14 protein-coding genes are annotated in these 19,108 nt (G+C 69.7%); 7 read left to right on the forward strand and 7 right to left on the reverse strand.

The window, feature by feature from the left end:
• Window positions 1-343 precede the first annotated feature (343 nt).
• Both ispG and ASF52_RS13095 read left to right on the forward strand, forming a co-directional pair.
• Window positions 344-1,651, forward strand: a complete 1,308-nt coding sequence (gene ispG / locus ASF52_RS13090) for a flavodoxin-dependent (E)-4-hydroxy-3-methylbut-2-enyl-diphosphate synthase (protein WP_056172632.1) — start codon at window positions 344-346, stop codon at window positions 1,649-1,651.
• A 205-nt stretch (window positions 1,652-1,856) separates the two neighbouring features.
• Complete coding sequence (locus ASF52_RS13095) at window positions 1,857-3,803, forward strand: potassium transporter Kup (protein WP_056172636.1); 1,947 nt, start codon at window positions 1,857-1,859, stop codon at window positions 3,801-3,803.
• 91 nt (window positions 3,804-3,894) lie between these two features.
• Here ASF52_RS13095 and ASF52_RS13100 read toward each other — a convergent pair whose 3' ends face one another.
• The 3 genes from ASF52_RS13100 to ASF52_RS13110 form a co-directional block, all read right to left on the reverse strand.
• Window positions 3,895-4,326, reverse strand: coding sequence for a GNAT family N-acetyltransferase (locus ASF52_RS13100; protein WP_056172640.1), 432 nt, complete (start codon window positions 4,324-4,326; stop codon window positions 3,895-3,897).
• Window positions 4,307-7,195 carry a preprotein translocase subunit SecA gene (secA, locus tag ASF52_RS13105; protein ID WP_056172642.1) on the reverse strand — a complete coding sequence of 963 codons (2,889 nt, stop codon included), beginning with the start codon at window positions 7,193-7,195 and terminating at the stop codon, window positions 4,307-4,309. The genes ASF52_RS13100 and secA overlap by 20 nt, the downstream gene beginning before the upstream one ends.
• A 247-nt stretch (window positions 7,196-7,442) precedes the next feature.
• Window positions 7,443-7,763, reverse strand: a complete 321-nt coding sequence (locus tag ASF52_RS13110; protein WP_056172645.1) for a hypothetical protein — start codon at window positions 7,761-7,763, stop codon at window positions 7,443-7,445.
• A 253-nt stretch (window positions 7,764-8,016) separates the two neighbouring features.
• Here ASF52_RS13110 and ASF52_RS13115 point away from each other — a divergent pair, with 253 nt between their 5' ends.
• The 3 genes from ASF52_RS13115 (at window position 8,017) to ASF52_RS13125 (ending at window position 10,177) form a co-directional block, all read left to right on the forward strand.
• A complete protein-coding gene (locus ASF52_RS13115) occupies window positions 8,017-8,904 on the forward strand; it encodes a peptidylprolyl isomerase (RefSeq protein WP_056172648.1) in 888 nt (295 codons plus the stop codon).
• Window positions 8,905-9,031: 127 nt separating this feature from the next.
• Entirely contained in the window at window positions 9,032-9,592 is a 561-nt protein-coding gene (locus ASF52_RS13120; protein ID WP_056172651.1) for a DUF4337 domain-containing protein, read from the forward strand.
• Window positions 9,593-9,670: 78 nt separating this feature from the next.
• Window positions 9,671-10,177, forward strand: coding sequence for a phosphate-starvation-inducible PsiE family protein (locus tag ASF52_RS13125; protein ID WP_056172654.1), 507 nt, complete (start codon window positions 9,671-9,673; stop codon window positions 10,175-10,177).
• A 4-nt stretch (window positions 10,178-10,181) separates the two neighbouring features.
• Here the strand turns inward: ASF52_RS13125 and ASF52_RS13130 are convergent, their stop codons facing one another.
• The gene (locus tag ASF52_RS13130; protein WP_056172657.1) at window positions 10,182-12,503 is read right to left on the reverse strand and encodes a Tex family protein; all 2,322 of its coding nucleotides are present in this window, start codon (window positions 12,501-12,503) and stop codon (window positions 10,182-10,184) included.
• 166 nt (window positions 12,504-12,669) lie between these two features.
• On the opposite strand from ASF52_RS13130, the gene ASF52_RS13135 reads away from it, so the two are divergent.
• On the forward strand, window positions 12,670-13,782 hold the full coding sequence (locus ASF52_RS13135) for a hypothetical protein (RefSeq protein WP_056172660.1): 1,113 nt from the start codon (window positions 12,670-12,672) through the stop codon (window positions 13,780-13,782).
• Between the two features lie 15 nt (window positions 13,783-13,797).
• Here ASF52_RS13135 and ASF52_RS13140 read toward each other — a convergent pair whose 3' ends face one another.
• A complete protein-coding gene (locus ASF52_RS13140; RefSeq protein WP_443136678.1) occupies window positions 13,798-15,306 on the reverse strand; it encodes a glucan biosynthesis protein in 1,509 nt (502 codons plus the stop codon).
• Window positions 15,307-15,500: 194 nt separating this feature from the next.
• On the opposite strand from ASF52_RS13140, the gene mdoH reads away from it, so the two are divergent.
• Window positions 15,501-17,405, forward strand: a complete 1,905-nt coding sequence (gene mdoH / locus ASF52_RS13145) for a glucans biosynthesis glucosyltransferase MdoH (protein ID WP_082515319.1) — start codon at window positions 15,501-15,503, stop codon at window positions 17,403-17,405.
• Window positions 17,406-17,412: 7 nt separating this feature from the next.
• On the opposite strand, the gene ASF52_RS13150 is transcribed toward mdoH, so the two are convergent.
• Together ASF52_RS13150 and ASF52_RS13155 are read right to left on the reverse strand one after the other, a co-directional pair.
• Complete coding sequence (locus ASF52_RS13150) at window positions 17,413-17,841, reverse strand: hypothetical protein (RefSeq protein WP_056172663.1); 429 nt, start codon at window positions 17,839-17,841, stop codon at window positions 17,413-17,415.
• Between the two features lie 75 nt (window positions 17,842-17,916).
• The gene (locus ASF52_RS13155; protein WP_056172666.1) at window positions 17,917-19,095 is read right to left on the reverse strand and encodes a trans-sulfuration enzyme family protein; all 1,179 of its coding nucleotides are present in this window, start codon (window positions 19,093-19,095) and stop codon (window positions 17,917-17,919) included.
• Between the last annotated feature and the right edge of the window lie 13 nt (window positions 19,096-19,108).

The following is a 19,108-nucleotide window of genomic DNA, read 5'->3' on the forward strand; positions in this document are numbered from 1 at the left end:
GTGCACCGCAACATATGATGCGACAGGGCAACAATCGGGCCGGGACGCCCCCGGTTCCCCCCACGGCGCGCAGTGCAGCCATTTGTCCGGCGCAGCGATGAACTCGACATCTCGCCCCGGATCGGACATGGGATGGCCTGACACCAGACCAGCGCCCCTGACCATCGGGACGGTGCGGGCTTGACGCCCGCCCACCGTCATCTCAGCTAAACGGTCGAGAGCGTAGACTAGAGGGCGTGGTGGACGCCACCGGCCGGATCGCCCAGCCGGGCTCAATGGCGCCCTCGCGGACGGACCAAAGCCGCAAGGCCGGCGGAGGTTCCTCGGAGCGCACGGATCAACGATGGAAGCCATGGACGCGACCCCCGCCAACCCGATCAGCGGCAACGCCCCCGAGATCGCCGGTCCCAGCCCCCGTCACCGCACCGTCGGCGTCATGGTCGGATCCGGGGAAGGAGCCGTCATGGTGGGCGGCGGTGCCCCCATCGTGGTGCAGTCGATGACCAACACCGACACCGCCGATATCGACGGCACGGTGGCGCAGGTGGCCCAGCTGGCCCGGGCCGGCTCGGAGCTCGTGCGCATCACCGTCGATCGCGACGAGGCGGCCGCCGCCGTCCCGAAGGTCCGCGAGCGCCTCGACCGCATCGGCATCCACGTGCCCCTGGTCGGCGATTTCCACTACATCGGCCACAAGCTCCTCGCCGACCATCCGGCCTGTGCCGAGGCCCTGGCGAAGTACCGGATCAACCCCGGCAATGTCGGCTTCAAGGAGAAGAAGGACACTCAGTTCTCGACCATCGTCGAGCAGGCGATCCGCTACGGCAAGACCGTACGCATCGGCGCCAACTGGGGCTCCCTCGACGAGGCACTTCTCACGCACCTCATGGACGAGAACGCCCGGCTGCCCCGGCCCATCGACGCCCGCGCGGTGATGCGCGAGGCCATGGTGCGCTCGGCGCTGTCCTCGGCCGAGCGCGCCGTGGAACTCGGCCTGCCGAAGGACCGGATCATCCTCTCGGCCAAGGTCTCGGCGGTACAGGACCTCATCGCCGTCTACCGTGAGGTGGCGCGCCGCTCGGACTTCGCGATCCATCTCGGTCTCACCGAGGCCGGCATGGGCTCGAAGGGCCTCGTCGCCGCCTCCGCCGCCATCGGCGTTCTGCTGCAGGAAGGCATCGGCGACACCATCCGCTACTCCCTCACCCCGGAGCCGGGCGGCGACCGCACCGTCGAGGTCAAGGCCGCGCAGGAATTGCTGCAGACCATGGGCTTCCGGACCTTCGTCCCCCTGGTGGCGGCCTGCCCCGGCTGCGGACGCACCACCTCCACCACGTTCCAGGAACTCGCCCGCGACATCCAGAACTGGATCGTCACGTCGATGCCCGCGTGGAAGAAGGCGTATCCCGGCGTCGAGGGTCTCAACGTCGCGGTGATGGGCTGCATCGTCAACGGCCCCGGCGAATCGAAGCATGCCGATATCGGCATCTCGCTCCCGGGTACCGGCGAGACCCCCACCGCCCCGGTGTTCATCGACGGCAAGAAGGCCATGACCTTGCGCGGGCCGACCCTCGCCAAGGACTTCGAGACCGTGGTGACCGACTACATCGAGCGCCGCTTCGGCGCCGGCACCCGCAGCGCCGCGGAGTAGCCGCCGCTCGCGGCGCGCGCCATGCCTGTTGGCCGAACGGTGATCCCGAGCGGGTTGCCGTTCTCGCGTGCTGCGCCGCATGATAGCGTGACCGCAGCCTAATCCCCGCTGCCCGACTTCGTCGGGACCGGCCCCGCGTTCTTCGCGCACTCCCGATGGTGCGTCGCGAAAAGCCCGGGCTCGCAACACGTCGCGATCGAGCCGCATGACGCAATCCGCCATTCCGAGCGCGCCCGGTCCCACCCCCGAGGGGGGGGACTCGTCCGCGGCGGCCATCGACGCGGAGACGGGCCGGGCCCACGCACCGGCCAGCCTGTGGACCCTGGTGCTGGGCTCCGTCGGCGTCGTCTACGGCGATATCGGCACGAGCCCGCTCTACGCCTTCCGCGAGGCCCTGGTCTCCGCCCGCGCCGACGGCATCCTCCTGCGCGAGGAGGTCCTGGGCGTCGCCTCGCTCATCCTGTGGGCGCTGCTCCTCATCGTCACCATCAAATACGTCGTCATCCTCATGCGGATGGACAACAACGGCGAGGGCGGCATCCTCTCGCTCATGGCGCTGGCCCGCTCGGCGCTCGGCGGCTCGCGCATCGTGTTCATGTTCGGCCTGCTCGGGGCGTCGCTGTTCTACGGCGACGCCATCATCACGCCCGCCATCTCGGTGCTGTCGGCGGTGGAGGGGCTGAAACTCGTCACCCCGGCCTTCGAGGCCTACGTCCTGCCCATCACCATCGCGATCATCGTACCCCTGTTCCTGATCCAGAACCGGGGCACGGGGAAAGTGGCGACCTTCTTCGGGCCGGTCATGGCCGTGTGGTTCGCCGCCATGGCGCTCGCCGCCCTGCCGCACATCTACGCCACCCCGGACGTGTTCTGGGCCATCAACCCGTACTACGCCCTGCATTACCTGCTTGGCCACGGCACCGGTGCCCTGGTGGCGCTCGGCGCGGTGTTCCTCGCGGTGACGGGGGCCGAGGCCCTGTTCGCCGATCTCGGGCATTTCGGCCGCCGGCCGATCCAGATCGCGTGGCTCTACCTTGTGGCGCCCTGCCTCGTGCTCAACTATTTCGGCCAGGCCGCCCTGGTGCTGGCGAAGCCCGACACGAGCGACCCGTTCTTCCAGCTCGTGCCCGAATGGGGCCTGCTGCCCATGGTGCTGCTCGCCACCGCCGCCACGGTGACGGCGAGCCAGGCGGTGATCACCGGCGCGTTCTCCCTGTCGCGCCAGGCGATCCAGCTCGGCCTGCTGCCGCGCCTCGAGATCCGCCACACCTCGGAATCGCATTCGGGGCAGATCTACCTGCCGCAGATCAACGCGCTCCTGATGGTCGGCGTCGTCATCCTGGCGATCCTGTTCCGCTCGTCCGCCGCCCTCGCCTCGGCCTACGGCATCGCGGTGACCGGCACGATGCTCATCACCGCGAGCCTCGCCTTCCTCGTGCTGTGGAAGACCTGGAAGTGGTCCCCCTGGGCCGCGGGCCTTGCGATCCTGCCGTTCGCCGCCTTGGAGTTCCTGTTTCTCCTGTCGAACATGCTCAAGGTGTTCGAGGGCGGCTACGTGCCCCTGCTGTTCGCCGGCGCCCTCATCGTCGTGATGTGGACCTGGGTGCGCGGCGTCGCGATCCTCATCAACAAGACCCGCAAGACCGACGTGCCGCTCACCGAACTCGTCGGCATGCTGGAGAAGAGCCCGCCGCACCACGTGCGCGGCACGGCGGTGTTCCTCACCAGCGATCCCTACATCGCGCCGGCGGCCCTGCTGCACAATCTCAAGCACAACAAGGTGCTGCACGAGAAGAACGTGGTGCTCACGGTGGAGACCGTGGACACGCCCCGGGCCCGCGCCGTCGACCGCGTCCGCATCGAGCCCATCGGCCCGCACTTCTCCAAGGTGGTGATGAAGTTCGGCTACATGGAATCGCCCAACATCCCCCGGACCCTGACCCTCCTGAAGAAGCAGGGCTTCAAGTTCGACATCATGGCGACGTCGTTCTTCCTGTCGCGGCGCTCCATCCGCCCGGCGGCCCATTCGGGCATGCCCCTGTGGCAGGACCGGATCTTCATCACGCTGGCCAAGAACGCCAACGACGCCACGGACTTCTTCCAGATCCCCACGGGGCGGGTGGTCGAGGTCGGGACCCAGGTGACGGTGTGAGGGGCATCGCCCACCCCTCTCCTTGAGCAAACAACCTCGCAAACCCGGAATCTGACTCCGGATTTGCGAGGTTATGGGCTGTGTTCGCCCCTCACGCCTCCCGGTCGTACCGGAACGCGTCGGCCACCCGCGGCATGGCGATGCGTTCGTAGAAGGTGATCGCATCGGGGGCGGCCGTGAGCAGGAGCGAGGCCTGCGGGCCGATCGCTTCGCGCGTCGCGGCGATCAGGCCCTGGCCGATGCCAAGGCCCTGCGCCGAGCGGCACACGGCGAGATCCGACAGGTAGGCGCAGAACGAAAAGTCGGTGAGGGTGCGGGCCACGCCCACGAGGGCGCCGTCGCGGCGGGCGGTGACGACGAGGTCGGCCGCCGCCAGCATCATCTCCAACCGTACGGGATCGTCGGCGGGCCGGCGTGGTGCCAGGCCCGATTCGACGAGGACGCGGCGGAACTCCGCCACGTCGAGATCCGGCTCGATGCCGTAGGTGACCACCGTCCGGGGCTCAGGCGGCGAAAGCGCCATGGCAGTGCTTGTACTTCTTGCCCGAGCCACACGGGCAGGGCTCGTTGCGCGCGACCCGGCCCCAGGTGGTGGCGTCCGTGGGGTCGCGCTCCAGCACCGCCGTGTCCGTGGGCATCGCCTGCGCGGCGTAGCCGTAGGCCGGTCCGGCCCCGCCGTCGCTTCCCGTGCCTGAACGGCCGAACTCGTTCTCGCCGGTGACGGGATCGAGGTGCTGGGCGAACATCTGGGGCAGGGCGGGGGAGGCGAACGGCGTCTCCTCGGACGCCGGGTCCTCGTACATGATCTCGATGCGAGCGAGCTGCTGGGTGACCTGCTCGCGCAAGCTGCCGACGAGGCCGTTGAACAGGTCGAAGGCCTCCGACTTGTACTCGTTCAGCGGATCGCGCTGGGCCACGCCGCGCCAGCCCACCACCTGACGCAGGTGGTCGAGGGTGACGAGGTGCTCGCGCCAGAGATGGTCGAGGGTCTGCAGGAGCACCTGCTTCTCGACATAAGTCATCACCTCGGGCGTGTTCTTCTCCGTGCGCGCCGCATAGGCGTCGTCGGCCGACTGGCGCAGGCGGTCGCGCATCTCCTCGTCGGCGATGCCCTCTTCCTTGGCCCAATCCTCCACCGGCACGTCGAGGTTGAGAACGGTCTGGACCCGCTCGCGCAGGCCCTCGACATCCCACTGCTCGGCGTAGGCGTTCTCGGGCACGTGGACGGCGACGAGGTCGTCGACGACGCCGTGGCGCATCTCGTCGACGGTGTCGCGCACGCTCTCCTGGCCCATGAAGTCGCGACGCTGCTCGAACACCACCTTGCGCTGGTCGTTCATGACGTTGTCGTACTTGAGCACGTTCTTGCGCATGTCGAAGTTGCGCGCCTCGACCTTCTGCTGCGCCTTCTCGATGGCCTTGTTGATCCATGGGTGAATGATCGCCTCGCCCTGCTCCAGGCCGAGGCGCGTCAGCATGCCGTCCATGCGATCGGACCCGAAGATCCGCATGAGATCGTCCTGCAACGACAGGTAGAACTTCGAACGGCCGGGATCGCCCTGACGACCGGAGCGGCCGCGCAGCTGGTTGTCGATGCGGCGCGATTCGTGGCGCTCGGTGCCGATGATGTAGAGGCCGCCCGGCAGGGCCTTCTTGCGACCGGCCTCCGGGTCGGCCGGCTCGCCCGACGCCAGCACCTTCTCGCGGTATTCCGCGATCTCGGCCTTGATCGCCGCGATCCTGGCCTCGCGCTCCGCACCCTCGGGAATGCCCGCGAGTTCCTTCTCGACCCGCATCTCGACGTTGCCGCCGAGTTTGATGTCGGTGCCGCGCCCGGCCATGTTCGTCGCGATGGTGATGGCACCGGGCACGCCGGCCTCCGCCACGATATAGGCCTCCTGCTCGTGGAAGCGGGCGTTGAGCACGGCGAAGCGCTTCGTCACCCGGCCCTCCCGGGCGGCCGCGTAGACGTCGGTGAGGGCGTTGAGGTCCGAGTAATCGAGCGGCGTGAAGCCGGCCTTGGTGAGCATCTCGGCCAGATGCTGCGACTTCTCGATGGAGCCGGTGCCGACCAGGATCGGCTGGTGGCGCGCATGCGCCTTCTCGATCTCGGCGATGATGCCGTCGTACTTCTCGCCCACGGTCCGGTAGACCTCGTCGTCCTCGTCGACGCGCTCGACCTCCTTGTTGGTCGGGATGTCGACGACTTCGAGCTTGTAGATCTCGGCGAACTCGTCGGCCTCCGTCGAGGCCGTGCCGGTCATGCCGGCGAGGTTGGAATAGAGACGGAAGTAGTTCTGGAAGGTGATCGAGGCGAGCGTCTGGTTCTCGGGCTGGATCGTGACCCGCTCCTTGGCCTCGAGGGCCTGGTGCAGGCCTTCCGAGTAGCGCCGGCCCTGCATCATGCGGCCGGTGAACTCGTCGATGATCACCACCTCGTCGTTCTTGACGATGTAGTCCTTGTCCAGAGTGAACAGGGTGTGGGCGCGCAGCGCCTGGTTCACGTGGTGGACGAGGGAGACGTTGTGGGCGTCGTAGAGATCGCCCTCTTTCAGCAGATCCGCTCCGCGTAAAAGGTCCTCGATGAACTCGTTGCCGCTCTCGGTGAGCGAGACCGTGCGCTGCTTTTCGTCGAGGTCGTAATGCTCCTTCTCCAGATGGGGCATCAGCGCATCGACGGAGACGTAGAGCTCCGAGCGGTCGTCCACGGGCCCGGAGATGATGAGCGGGGTACGCGCCTCGTCGATGAGGATCGAATCGACCTCGTCCACGATCGCGAAATTGTGGCCGCGCTGGGCGAGCTGGGAGAGCTCGTACTTCATGTTGTCGCGCAGGTAGTCGAACCCGAACTCGTTGTTGGTGCCGTAGGTGATGTCGCAGGCATAGGCCGCCTTGCGCTGCTCGTCGTCGAGCCCGTGCACGATGGTGCCGACGGTGAGGCCGAGGAAGCGGTAGACGCGGCCCATCCACTCGGCGTCGCGCGACGCGAGGTAGTCGTTCACGGTCACCACGTGGACGCCGAGGCCCGAGAGGGCGTTGAGGTAGACCGGCAGGGTCGCCACCAGGGTCTTGCCCTCGCCCGTGCGCATCTCGGCGATGCCGCTCTCGTGCAGCACCATGCCGCCGATGAGTTGCACGTCAAAGTGGCGCTGACCGAGCGCGCGCTTGGCGGCTTCGCGCACGGTGGCGAAGGCGGGAATCAGGATATCGTCGAGGGACTTGCCGGCGGCGAGCTCGCCCTTGAGCATGTCGGTCCGCGCGCGCAGATCCGCGTCGGACAGGCTGGCCAGCTGCGGCTCCAGGGCGTTGATCTCGGCCACACGGGGACGGTAGCCCTTCACGCGCCGGTCGTTGGACGAGCCGAAAATCTTCTTGGCGAGGGCACCGAGCATCGTGAACCTACGGTCGATCGAAAAGCGTGAAGGCGAATGTTGGCCGGGCTTATAGAGGTAAATATTGCCCGACGCATCCGAAAGAGCCGCGCCCTCGCGAACGTCGATGTCCTCAGGTTCGCGAAGGCGGAACGGCGTCGCATTCGCTCCGATACCGGGCGCCCGCCCTAAGCGCATGATGTCGTCAACCCGGCCTCAGGCCGGGGTTCTCACGCCCGGTTGCCAGAAAGCGGGCGGCAGGGACGAATCAGTTGATCTCGCAGAACCCGGCCCCGGAGCCGACGATGCGTCCGCTACCGCACCAGACCTGCGTCGTACGGACGTCCCTGACGGGAGCGGGGGCGGTCACGAGGGGGGTGACGACGGACGGGATCGGGCGCGGCATCGCCAGGCTCGCGGCGGGCTCCTGCCGCACCGGTCCGGCCGGAGTTGAACCGATACTGCCCGTGGCGGCGGGGACGAACGCCACACCCGGACTGCGGCGCCCGCGCGCCTCGGCATCCGAGGCACCGCCGATGAGACCGGCGCCGAGCAGGACCACAGCGAGGGCGACCGAATCTGCACGCACGCGACACCTCCCGGAACAAGTCGGACGGACCCTACGCCCCGATCCGTTAAGGCGGCCTCGCCGCAACCCGGCGGATGCGATGGATCGTGGCCCGCCCGGCTTGCCATCGACGCCGGCGCACGCCACCTGTGAGGGCGTGATTCCGGTGGCCTTCCGGCCGCCGCCAACTCTCGCACCGATCACGCCTCGCACCGAGTCCGACCGCACGGTGAGGCGGGGATGCAGCGAGGCGCCCTGCCCGAAGGACGCCGCGATGCCCATCACCCACGCCCTCCTGCGCACCAGCGCCCTCGCGCTGCTCCTGGCCACGCCCCTGGCCGGCGCCCAGGCGCAGCAGCCCGCCGCCCCCGCGCCGGCGGCCCCCGTCGTGGCGCCCGAGACGGTTGTGGCGAAGGTGAACGGCGCCCCGATCACCCAGGGCGATCTGGCCATCGCGTCGGACGATCCGGCCCTGTCCCTGCCGGGCGTGGACGACGCGCAGAAGAAGAATCTGCTCGTCGATTACATGGTCGACCTGAAGGTCGGCGCGCAGGCCGCCGACGCGGCCAAGGTGGCCGAGTCCCCGGACTTCCAGCGCAAGCTCGCCTATTTCCGCGATAAGCTCCTCCTCGACGAGTACCTGGAGCGCGAGGCCAAGAAGGCGGTGACGCCGGAGGCGGCCAAGGCTCTCTACGAGCAGACCATGAAGGCGATGAAGCCGGACGAGGAGGTCCATGCGCGCCACATCCTCGTCGACAACGAGGACGACGCGAAGAAGATCGCCGTGCGCATCAAGGGGGGCGAGGACTTCGCGAAGGTCGCGGCCGAGGCCTCGAAGGACCCGGGCTCGAAGGCCGAGGGCGGCGATCTCGGCTGGTTCACGAAGGAGCGCATGGTGGCGCCCTTCGCCGAGGCGGCCTTCAAGCTCAACGCCGGGCAGGTCTCGGACCCGATCAAGACCCAGTTCGGCTGGCACGTCATCAAGGTCGAGGAGAAGCGCGTAAAGCCGGTGCCGACCTTCGCTGAGATGAAGGAGCAGGTCGAGCAGTACATCACCCGCAAGACCCAGCAGGATCTCATCCTCAAGTTGCGCGAGGCCGCGAAGGTCGAGCGCACGGGCGCCGCCCCAGCCGAGGGGAAGGGCGAGCCCAAGAAGCCCTGAGTCCAGTGACCCGGAAACCGGCGTGCCCCGCATTCGGCGGGGCGCGCGTATCGATGGTTGCGCGGTTTATGGTTGCGCTTGGCTCCCGGATCGGCTGTGACTGCGCCCGTCGAATCGAGGGGGCAGCATGTCGGGTGGTCACGGGGGCGGCGGAAGCTCCAACAAGCGCGTGGCGCTGCTGATCTCGGTGTTGGCGCTGTTCCTTGCGCTGGCCGAGACCCTGGCCAAGGGCGCGCAGACGGAGGCGCTCAGCGCCAACGTCGAATCGTCCAATCAATGGGCCTACTTCCAGGCCCGCACCATCCGGGGCACCATCCTCAAGACCGCCGACGAGACCCTGGCCCTGCTGCCGCCGGACGCCGCGAATTCGGAGGCGATCAAGGCCAAGCGCGCCGAGTGGGCCAAGACCATGGCCCGCTGGGACAGCGAGCCCGCCACCGGCGAGGGCCGCAAGGAACTCAGCGAGAAGGCCCGGCACGCCCAGGAGGTGCGCGACAAGGCGCTCCACCGCTATCACCATTACGAGTTCGGCTCCGCCGCCTTCCAGATCGGCATCGTGCTCGCGTCGGCCGAGGTGATCACCGGCATCGCGGCCCTGGTCTTCGGCGGCGCCCTCATCGGCCTCGCCGGATTGGCGATGCTCGGCTTCGGTCTCTACGCGCCCCACGTGCTGCCGTTCTTCCACTGATACTCGACAAGCGGTCGGTTTGCCTGTCAAATTCTTCCTGCGACCGGTGATTGAAGCCGGCGCCGGGGTGGATACGCCATGGCGAACGATGCGGACGGGGAAAGCCGGCTCACGCGGGCCTCAGGCTTTCTGTTCATGCACACGGAGCACGCGGTCTACGCCGTGCTCGGGGTGCTGCTGGCGGCCACCGCGATCCTGGCGCTCGTCGATGCCACCGGCCTCCTCGTGGGGGCGATCCGCGAACTCGGCGGATCGGGCAAGCTCTTGGAGATCGTCGACCGGCTCCTGTTCCTGCTGATGCTGGTGGAGATCCTGCACACGGTGCGGGTCTCCATGCGCTCGGGCAAGCTCACCTGCGAGCCGTTCCTCATCGTCGGCCTCATCGCCTCGATCCGGCGGGTCTTGGTGATCACCCTGCAATCGTCCGAGGTCACGCATGGCCCGCTCACGCCGGAGCGCGAGGCGCTGTTTCGCATCTCGATGATCGAGCTCGGCGTGCTCGCCGGGCTCATCCTCGTCATGGTCCTGTCGATCTTCCTCCTGCACCGTGCCCGCGACGATCAGCAGGTGGCGGGACAGGAGTAGGCGCTCAGCGCCGCTGCTTGGATTCGGCCGCCCGGCGCAGGGCTTCCGCCATGGCGCCGCCGGGCTCCGCCCCGGCCCTCGGCGGCGGCGGGGCCGCCTGCATCCGTGCAGGGGCCGGGCGCTCCTCGCGCCGGCCGGGGCGGGACGTGTCCGCATCGTCCGACCGCATGGAGAGGGCGATGCGCTTGCGGTTCGGATCGACCTCGACGACGCGCACCTGCACCACGTCGCCGGGTTTGACCACGTCGCGCGGGTCCTTCACGAACCGGTCGGCCAGCATCGAGATGTGCACCAGGCCGTCCTGGTGCACGCCGACATCCACGAACGCGCCGAAGGCGGTAACGTTCGTCACCACGCCTTCGAGGCGCATGCCGGGCTTGAGGTCCGAGATCTTTTCGATACCGTCCTGGAAGGTCGCTGTCCTGAAGGCCGGGCGCGGATCGCGGCCGGGCTTTTCCAGCTCGGAGAGAATGTCGGTGACCGTGGGCAGGCCGAAGGTCGCGTCGGTGAACTTTTTCGGGTCGAGCCCGCGAAGCGTACCCGCATTGCCGATGACCGCCTGGATCGGCTGACCGGCGGCGGCGAGAATCCGGCGCACCACCGGGTAGGCCTCCGGGTGGACGCCCGAGGCGTCGAGGGGATCGGTGCCGTCGCGGATGCGCAGGAAGCCGGCGGCGAGTTCGTAGGCCTTCGGCCCGAGGCCCGCGACCTTCTTGAGGCTGGCGCGGCTGCGGAACGGCCCGTTGGCATCGCGGTGGACGACGATGTTGGAGGCGACCCGCTCGGTGAGACCGGACACCCGGGCGAGCAGGGGCGCGGAAGCGGTGTTCACGTCCACACCCACGCCGTTCACGCAATCCTCCACCACGGCATCGAGGGAGCGGGACAGCTTCCCCTCCGCCAGATCGTGCTGGTACTGTCCGACGCCGATGGCCTTCGGCTCGATCTTCACGAGTTCGGCGAGCGGGTCCTGCAGGCGCCGGGCGATGGAGACGGCGCCGCGGATCGTGACGTCGAGGTCGGGCAGCTCGGCGCTGGCATAGGCCGAGGCCGAGTAGACCGAGGCGCCGGCCTCCGAGACCATCACCTTGGTGAGTTTCAGTTCGGGCTGCTTGGCGATGAGGTCCGCCGCGAGCTTGTCGGTCTCGCGCGACGCCGTGCCGTTGCCGATGGCGACGAGTTCGACGCCGTGCGCGCGGCAGAGCTTGGCGAGCGTCACGAGGGCGCCGTTCCAGTCGCGGCGCGGCTCATGCGGGTAGATCGTGTCGATGGCCACCACCTTGCCGGTGGCATCGACCACCGCGACCTTCACGCCGGTGCGGAAGCCCGGATCGAGGCCGAGGGTCGGGCGGGCGCCCGCGGGCGCCGCCAGCAGCAGGTCCCGCAGGTTTCCGGCGAACACACCGACGGCGCCGGTCTCGGCCACGGCCCACAAGCGCGCGCGCAGGTCCGTGTCGATGCTGGGCTTGAGCTTCGTCCGCCACGTCCGGCGCACGGTGTCCATGAGGAACGCGTCGCCCGGTCGGCCGGCGTCGCGTACGCCGAACGTCTTGGCGATGCGCAGTTCCTGGGCGGAGGGCTGTCCCTTGGCCGGTTCGTCGCCGACGGCGTCGGTCAGGTCGAGGTCGAGCACATCTTCCTTCTCGCCCCGGAAGAGCGCGAGGATGCGGTGCGAGGGCAGGCGGGTGAGGGGCTCGGAGAACGCGAAATAGTCGGCGAACTTCTCGCCCGCCGCCGCCTTGCCCTTCTTCACCGTCGCGACCATCCGGCCACGCTGCCAGCCTGTTTCCCGCAAGGACCCCACCAGTTCCGCGTCCTCGCTGAAGCGCTCCATGAGGATCGACCGCGCGCCCTCCAGGGCGGCGTCGGTGTCGGCGACGCCCTTGCCCGCATCGACATAGCCCTTGGCCGCCGCCTCCGGTGCCTGGTCGGGCCCGGCCAGAAGAGCATCGGCCAGGGGCCCGAGGCCGGCCTCGCGGGCGATCTGCGCCTTGGTGCGGCGCTTCACCCGGAACGGCAGATAGAGGTCCTCCAGCCGCGCCTTGGTGTCGGCGGCGAGGATGCGGGCGCGTAAGGGGGCGTCGAGCTTGCCCTGGGCCTCGATGCTCTCCAGCACCGCCGCGCGCCGCGCTTCGAGGTCGCGCAGGTAGGCGAGGCGCTCCTCCAGGGTGCGCAACTGCGTGTCGTCGAGGGTGCCGGTGACTTCCTTGCGGTAGCGCGCGACGAACGGGACCGTGGCGCCCCCGTCGAGGAGATCGACGGCGGCCTTCACCTGCCACTCGGCCACGCCGAGTTCGGCGGCGAGGATTGCGTTGATGGCGGCCATGCAGCGTCTCCCGGTGGGGCCGGGGTGTCTACAGGTCCGCGCGCCGGACGGTCAAACGGGCCTCGCCGTCGCTGGACAACGCCGCGATCCGGGCAGACACTTTCGTCCAAGAACAGACGTCAACAGACGTCTCGCGCCCAAGAACAGACGTCTCGGGGAGGTGGTGATGAAGCTCGGATTTGGGCCGGCCGTGCTGTGGCTCATGCTCCTCGGACCGGCGTCGGCGGAGCCGCCGACCTTCCAGGTCGATCCGGCCTGGCCGAAGGCCCTGCCGAACAACTGGATCATGGGCCAAGCCTCCGGCGTCGCCGTGGATGCCGAGGACCGGATCTGGGTGGTGCAGCGGCCCCGCTCCCTCACGGACGACGAGAAGGCGGCGAGCCTCGACCCGCCGCGCACGAAGTGCTGCGTGCCGGCCCCGCCGGTATTGGTGTTCGATCAGGCCGGTACACTGATCCGGTCCTGGGGCGGCCCGGGGCAGGGCTACGACTGGCCGCAGAACGAGCACGGCATCCACATCGACCACAAGGGCTTCGTGTGGCTCGCGGGCAACGGCGATCAGGATGGGCTGATCCTGAAGTTCACGCCGGAGGGCAAGTTCGTCCTGCAGATCGGCAAACAGGGTCCGCAGACCAACAGCCTCGACACCACCCGGCTCGGCCGCCCGGCCGCCATGCAGGTGGACCCCGAGACCAACGAACTCTACGTGGCCGACGGCTACTTCAACCACCGGGTCATCGTGTTCGATGCCGAGACCGGCGCGTTCAAGCGGATGTGGGGCGCCTACGGCAAGCCGCCCACCGACGAGGCCCTGCCACCCTACGATCCGGCCGCCGCGCCGGCCCAGCAATTCCGCAACCCCGTCCACTGCGTCCAGATCGCCCGCGACGGCCTCGTCTACATCTGCGACCGCGCCAACGACCGGGTCCAAGTGTTCCACAAGGACGGCCGCTTCGTGAAGGAGTTCTTCGTCGAGAAGAACACCCGCGCCAACGGCTCGGTCTGGGAGCTCGCCCTGTGGCCCGATGCCGAGCAGACCTACCTCCTCAACGCCGACGGAGCCAACAACGAGGTCCGGACCCTGAAACGCGACACCGGCGCGGTGGTGGGCGCGTTCGGCCGCAACGGCCGCATGGCCGGCGACTTCCACTGGGTCCACAACCTCGCCATCGATTCCAAGGGCAACGTGTTCACCACGGAGGTGGACACCGGCAAGCGCGCCCAGAAGTTCGTGTTCCGGGGCGACATGATCCTGCGCAAGCGCGCCCCGGCCCCGTGACTCGAACCTGGGCGTTCAGGCCGCCGCGTCCCAGGTTTCCGTGACGGCCCTGCCCGATACGAGCAGGCGCGCGCGGAGCACCACGTCGCCGGGCGGGCGGCTGGCGGGCGGGCGCCACTCGACATAGAGCCGCCAGCCCCCGGTCTGGGGCACGAACTCGACCACCGGGTCCACCAGGGTGCCGGCACTGGCCGAGACGTCGGCGGCGAGGGCGGCCGCCGGATCGCGGGGCAGGCCCGGCCCTTCGAAATCTACCACGTAGAGGCGCCGGCCCGGGCTCGGCGGCGTGGTCGGACGCAGGCGTTCGGCCGAGCCGACGCGGGTCGACACCACGCGGGCGAGGGTTCCCGGCACGACGCGCGCCGGCTCCGCGCCCACCGTCGCCAGGGTGTAGCGCAGGGCAAGGGAGCGTCCCGCCGCGACGGGGGCGGCCGGCACGAACGCCGCCACGATGTTGTCCATGTACTCCTCGCGCGATGGAATCTCGAAGAGCTGCACCGCACCGGCGCCGAACCCCGCCTCCGGGGTCACCCACAGGCCCGGCCGGTATTCGTGACGGGCCTGGACGTCGAGATAGGCGGCAAAATTCCGCTCGCGCTGAAGCAGACCGAACCCGTCGAGGGGATCGACGGCGAAGGCGGAGACCTGCGGATCGCGCCGCCCGTTCACCAGGGGCCGCCACAGCCGGTCGCCCCGGGTGACGACGGCGAGGCCGTCGGAATCATGGACCTGGGGGCGGAAATCGTCGAAGGGTTCGGCGCCCGGCGCACCCGGCCCGTTCTGCCCGTGGAGGAACATGCTGGTGAGCGGCGCCAGCCCGAGGCGGTCGATGGCCTTTCGTGGGTGGAGCGAGGCTTCGACCCGCAGGGTCGAGGGATCGCCCGGTGCGACGACGAAGCGGTAGGCGCCCGTCAGGCTCGGGGATTCGAGGAGCGCCAGTACTTCGAGGGTGCGGGCGTCGTCCTTCGGTTCGCAGATCCAGAACGCGGTGAAGTCCGGAAATTCCTCGGCGCCCGGGCCGCCCGTGCGGATGGCCGCCCCCCGCGCCGACAGGCCGTATTCCTGGCCCTTGCCGCGCAGGCGGAAATACGAAGCTCCGAGGAAGACGAGGAATTCCTCCTGGATCGCCGGTCGGGCCTCGTCGAAGGCGTAGTGGAGGCGAAAACCCGCGAAGCCGAGGTCGGCCGGGAAGGTCTGGCCCTGCAACGCGGGGCCGAGGTCGAACAGCTCCGGGCCGTACGCGATGGGCTTCGGCGGCCCCTCCGCCGGCTGGAGGTAGAGGTCCACGCGCTTGGCCTGCAGGAAGCCGCGGTGGAACAGCTGCGCCGAGAAGTGGGTGCCCAGGCGCGGGCTCGCCGCGGGGCGGAACGTGATCCCCCGGTAGCCATCGTAGGTCAGGGTCTTGAGGGTGGGTGGCAGGTCGTCGGCGTGCGGCCGGTACGGGCTGGCGGCGAGCGCCATCGCCCGCTCGGAAAGCTCCGCGAAGGTCATGGCCGTGGTCCGGTCGGAAAGCGGAGCAGCCATCGTTCGGGCACCATTCAGATCGGTGATACTAGGCAGGAGCATGCCCGTGGCCGCGCCGAGCGTCTGCAGGGCTTGCCGCCGCGAGACGGGGCCGGTCGGCCCGTTCCCGTCCCCACCGTTGCCATCGCCCATCGTGTGCCTGTCCCCGTGATCGGGCATCGCTTGGCTCCCCTCGTACGAGAGTCCCGCGCCCCATGTCCCAGCGGTTGTCGCACGACGCTCAGGTTGCCGAAATCCCAGGCGGTGAAATCCCCGGCGGACCGGCTTCGGAGCACTCCCTCCTCGCACGCCGGCTGATGCTGGCCGGGCCCACCCTGGCGACGGCCGCCCTCATCGCGACCCTGGCGGGGATCGCCTACGGCCCGCCCACCGGCTGGCTCGCCGGCTCCGTCCTCGTCCTGTTCTGCCTGGTGATGGCCTGGCAGTCGTTCGTGGCCTGGCAATACGTCTACGGCCTCGTCGCGGACGCCCTCGGCGACCGGGCGAAGTCGGACCTCGAGATCCGCTCCCTGACCGTGCCGGCGATCGCTTCGGGCCGGAGCCGGACGGCCGCCGTGGTGGCCATCCACGCGGAGGACGCCGTCGCGGTGTTCGCGGCCCTCCGGGTCATGGCCCGCTCGCTCCAGCGCGAGGGCGGCGACGGGTCCGACATCGACCTGTTCGTCCTGTCCGACACCCGCGACGGCGCCATCGCGGCGGTGGAGGAGCACGAATTTTCCCGCATCACCGCCTGGGCGGCCCAGAACGGTTCCGGCCTGCCGCATCTGCGCTACCGCCGCCGCCACGACAATGCCGGGCGGAAAGCCGGCAACATCGCCGAGTTCTGCCGAACCTACGGGGCCGAGTACGACTTCATGATCGTGCTCGACGCCGACAGCCTGATGACCGGCGCGGCCATGCGCCGCCTCGCCCGTCTGATGGAGGAGAGCCCCCGCGTCGGCCTGATCCAGACCGTGAGCTACGCCACCGGCCGCGACACCCTGTTCGCCCGCGTCCAGCAATTCGCCGTGCGCCTCTACGCGCCCCTGTCGATCCGCTGCCTGGAAACGTGGCAGGGGCCCGATGGCAGCTACTGGGGGCACAACGCGATTCTGAGGGTCGAGGCCTTCGCCAACAACGCCGAACTCCCCGTCCTGCCCGGCAAGGCGCCGCTGGGCGGCGAGATCCTGTGCCACGACATCGTCGAGGGCGCGCTCCTGCGTCGGGCCGGCTGGGAGGTGCGCTTGCTGCCCGAGATGGGCGGCACCTGGGAGGAGATGCCGACGAACCTCGTCGATCTGCTCGGCCGCGAGCGCCGCTGGTGCCAGGGCAACATGCAGCACCTGCGCGTCGTGCCCATGCCGGGCCTGCGCCCCGCCAGCCGCTGGCACCTCGCCGTCGGCATCCTCTCCTACATGGCCTGCCCGCTCTGGGTGGCGTTCCTGGCGCTCGGCACCGTCCAGGCCGCGACCACCGGCGATCTCGGTCTCCTCGGCTACGGTCTCACCGGCACGGGGGCGGCCGCCCATGGGCTCGCGGCCCTCGTCGTCCTCGTTCTCGCCCTGCCGAAAGCCCTGAGCCTCGGCCACGTCCTCGTCTCGGCGGAGCGCCGGGCGGCCTTCGGCGGCACCGCGTCGCTCCTGAAGAGCGCGGCGCTGGAACAGGTGATCTGGGTGCTGCTCTGGCCGGTGATGACCCTGTTCGCGGCGGGCGCCGTCGCCACCACCTTCGTCGGGCGCGTGGTGCGCTGGGACGTGCAGGTCCGTGACGATCGCCGGGTGCCGTGGGCGGAGGCCTGCCGGCTGCAGGTCGACACCCTGGTGGCCGGTGGCCTCCTCGCCGGCGTGCTCGCCTATGCCGCCGACCCGTGGCTCGCCCTGTGGATGGCGCCCGTGGCCCTCGGCCTCCTGTCGAGCCCGGCCCAGAGCGTGCTGACCAGCCGGGCCGATCTCGGCCGGCGGGCGCAGGACCTGGACCTATTCCTCACCGTCGACGACACGCGGCGCGCGCCCGATCTCGCCGCCCTGGCCCAATCGCGCGGCGGCACCGAGGTCCGGGCGGAACGGCCGAACCTCGCCGAGGTCGCGGACCTCCGGGCCAGCGAAGCCCCGGTGTCCTGAGCGGGCGTCAACGTGCCGGCTTGCCGAGGACTTCAATGGGGTCGGTGCGCTGGCTCGGGGCCGGCTCCTTCGTGACGCTGTCGCCGCCCTGCTTGCCGTCGGACTTCAGCCCCGTTCCGCTGGCGAGTTCGAGACAGGTGACCATCTCCACGTAGGACGGAAACCCTCCGGCATCGAACTGCTTCTCGCACTGGCGCTTGGCCGCCGGCGTGAACTCGCCCCAGCGGCGCTTGACCTCGTCACGGGCCGAACGCTCCGAGCGCAGGCAACCGTCCTTGCTGGCGTTGTCGTTGACGTTGGCCGAGGCGGCGGAGCGGCAGGTCTTCTCGATGTCGAGGTTCGGCGGACCGTCCGCCGCCGAAACGGGCGCCCCCGCGAGCAGCAGGGCCACGAGGCCGGCAGTGAGGCCGGCAAGCAGGGATCGGGCGTTCGTCATCGCGGGTCTCTCCGGGGGAACTCTCAGCCGACAACGCGAAGCTTCGGCATTGGCCCCCTGCGTCCGCGAGGAAAATCACTGCCTGTCCGGGGTGTCGTCCCCCCGCAGGGCCGCGTCGAGATCCCCGAAAAGGTCGTCGACGGCCTCGATACCAACGGATAGGCGCAGGAGATCGGGCGGGCAGGGCGAGCCCGGCCCCTCGACGGAGGCCCGGTGCTCGATGAGGCTCTCGACGCCCCCGAGGGAGGTCGCGCGCTTCCACAGGCGGACCCGGGCGGCGGCGGCGATGGCGGCCTGTTCGCCGGCCGCGATCCGGATCGACAGCATGAAGCCGAAGCCGCCGTCCATCTGGCGCGCGGCGACCGCATGTCCGGGATCGTCGGGCAGGCCCGGATACAGCACGGCGCTCACCGCCGGATGGCTCTCGAGGCGGCGGGCGAGTTCCGCGGCCGAGGCCGATTGGGCGGCGGCCCGGAGGTGCAGGGTGCGTAGGGACCGCATGAGCAGGTAGGCCTCGAACGGTCCGAGGATGGCACCGCCCCCGGCGCGGATCGTCCCGAGTCGCGACCAGAACGCGTCCGCCTCGGCGCCGGCGAGCACGCCCGCGACCACGTCCGAATGCCCGTTGAGGATCTTCGTGGCCGAATGCATCACTATGTCGGCCCCGAGCGTGAGGGGCCGCGTGTGGATCGGCGAGGCGGCGGTGGAATCCACGGCGAGCCGTGCCCCCGCGGCATGGGCGAGGCGGGCGGCGGCGGCGATGTCGGTCACCGTCCAGAGCGGATTGCCCGGCGTCTCGATCCAGACGAGCTTCGTCGTGCCCGGCCGCAGGGCGGCCCGCAGGGCATCGAGATCGTCCATGGGGACGAAGTCGATGGCGATGTGCCGGCGCGGCATCTCCTCGCGCAGCCAGCGCTTGAGGGCCCAGTACATCACCAGGGGGGCGACGACGTGGTCGCCGGGCTCCAGGGCGGTGAACACGGCCGTGGCCGCCGCCATGCCGGAGCCGAACAGCATGGCCCCGGCTCGCGCCTCCTCCAGCATGGCGATGACGGCCTCGGCCTCGCGCACGGTGGCGTTGTCGGGCCGCGCGTAGGAGAAGCCCGACGCATAGCCGTTGTCCGGATCGCGCAGGAAGGTGGTCGAGACGTGGAGCGGCGCCACCACGGCCCGGGTCACCGGTTCGATTCGCCCCATGGCCTGGGCCGCGAGGCTGCGGGCCTGGAAGGGGTGGGGCGTGGTTTCGTCCGGCATGGCTCCGGTCCTG

The sequence above is a fragment of the Methylobacterium sp. Leaf112 genome (assembly GCF_001423295.1).
Classification (GTDB): domain Bacteria; phylum Pseudomonadota; class Alphaproteobacteria; order Rhizobiales; family Beijerinckiaceae; genus Methylobacterium.

Coding starts and splice junctions, on each gene's coding strand:
- ispG (WP_056172632.1), top strand. CDS start 344: ATGGAAGCCATGGACGCGACCCCCGCCAACCCGATCAGCGGCAACGCC.
- ASF52_RS13095 (WP_056172636.1), top strand. CDS start 1,857: ATGACGCAATCCGCCATTCCGAGCGCGCCCGGTCCCACCCCCGAGGGG.
- ASF52_RS13100 (WP_056172640.1), bottom strand. CDS start 4,326: ATGGCGCTTTCGCCGCCTGAGCCCCGGACGGTGGTCACCTACGGCATC.
- secA (WP_056172642.1), bottom strand. CDS start 7,195: ATGCTCGGTGCCCTCGCCAAGAAGATTTTCGGCTCGTCCAACGACCGG.
- ASF52_RS13115 (WP_056172648.1), top strand. CDS start 8,017: ATGCCCATCACCCACGCCCTCCTGCGCACCAGCGCCCTCGCGCTGCTC.
- ASF52_RS13120 (WP_056172651.1), top strand. CDS start 9,032: ATGTCGGGTGGTCACGGGGGCGGCGGAAGCTCCAACAAGCGCGTGGCG.
- ASF52_RS13125 (WP_056172654.1), top strand. CDS start 9,671: ATGGCGAACGATGCGGACGGGGAAAGCCGGCTCACGCGGGCCTCAGGC.
- ASF52_RS13130 (WP_056172657.1), bottom strand. CDS start 12,503: ATGGCCGCCATCAACGCAATCCTCGCCGCCGAACTCGGCGTGGCCGAG.
- ASF52_RS13135 (WP_056172660.1), top strand. CDS start 12,670: ATGAAGCTCGGATTTGGGCCGGCCGTGCTGTGGCTCATGCTCCTCGGA.
- ASF52_RS13140 (WP_443136678.1), bottom strand. CDS start 15,306: ATGGCTGCTCCGCTTTCCGACCGGACCACGGCCATGACCTTCGCGGAG.
- mdoH (WP_082515319.1), top strand. CDS start 15,501: ATGTCCCAGCGGTTGTCGCACGACGCTCAGGTTGCCGAAATCCCAGGC.
- ASF52_RS13150 (WP_056172663.1), bottom strand. CDS start 17,841: ATGACGAACGCCCGATCCCTGCTTGCCGGCCTCACTGCCGGCCTCGTG.
- ASF52_RS13155 (WP_056172666.1), bottom strand. CDS start 19,095: ATGCCGGACGAAACCACGCCCCACCCCTTCCAGGCCCGCAGCCTCGCG.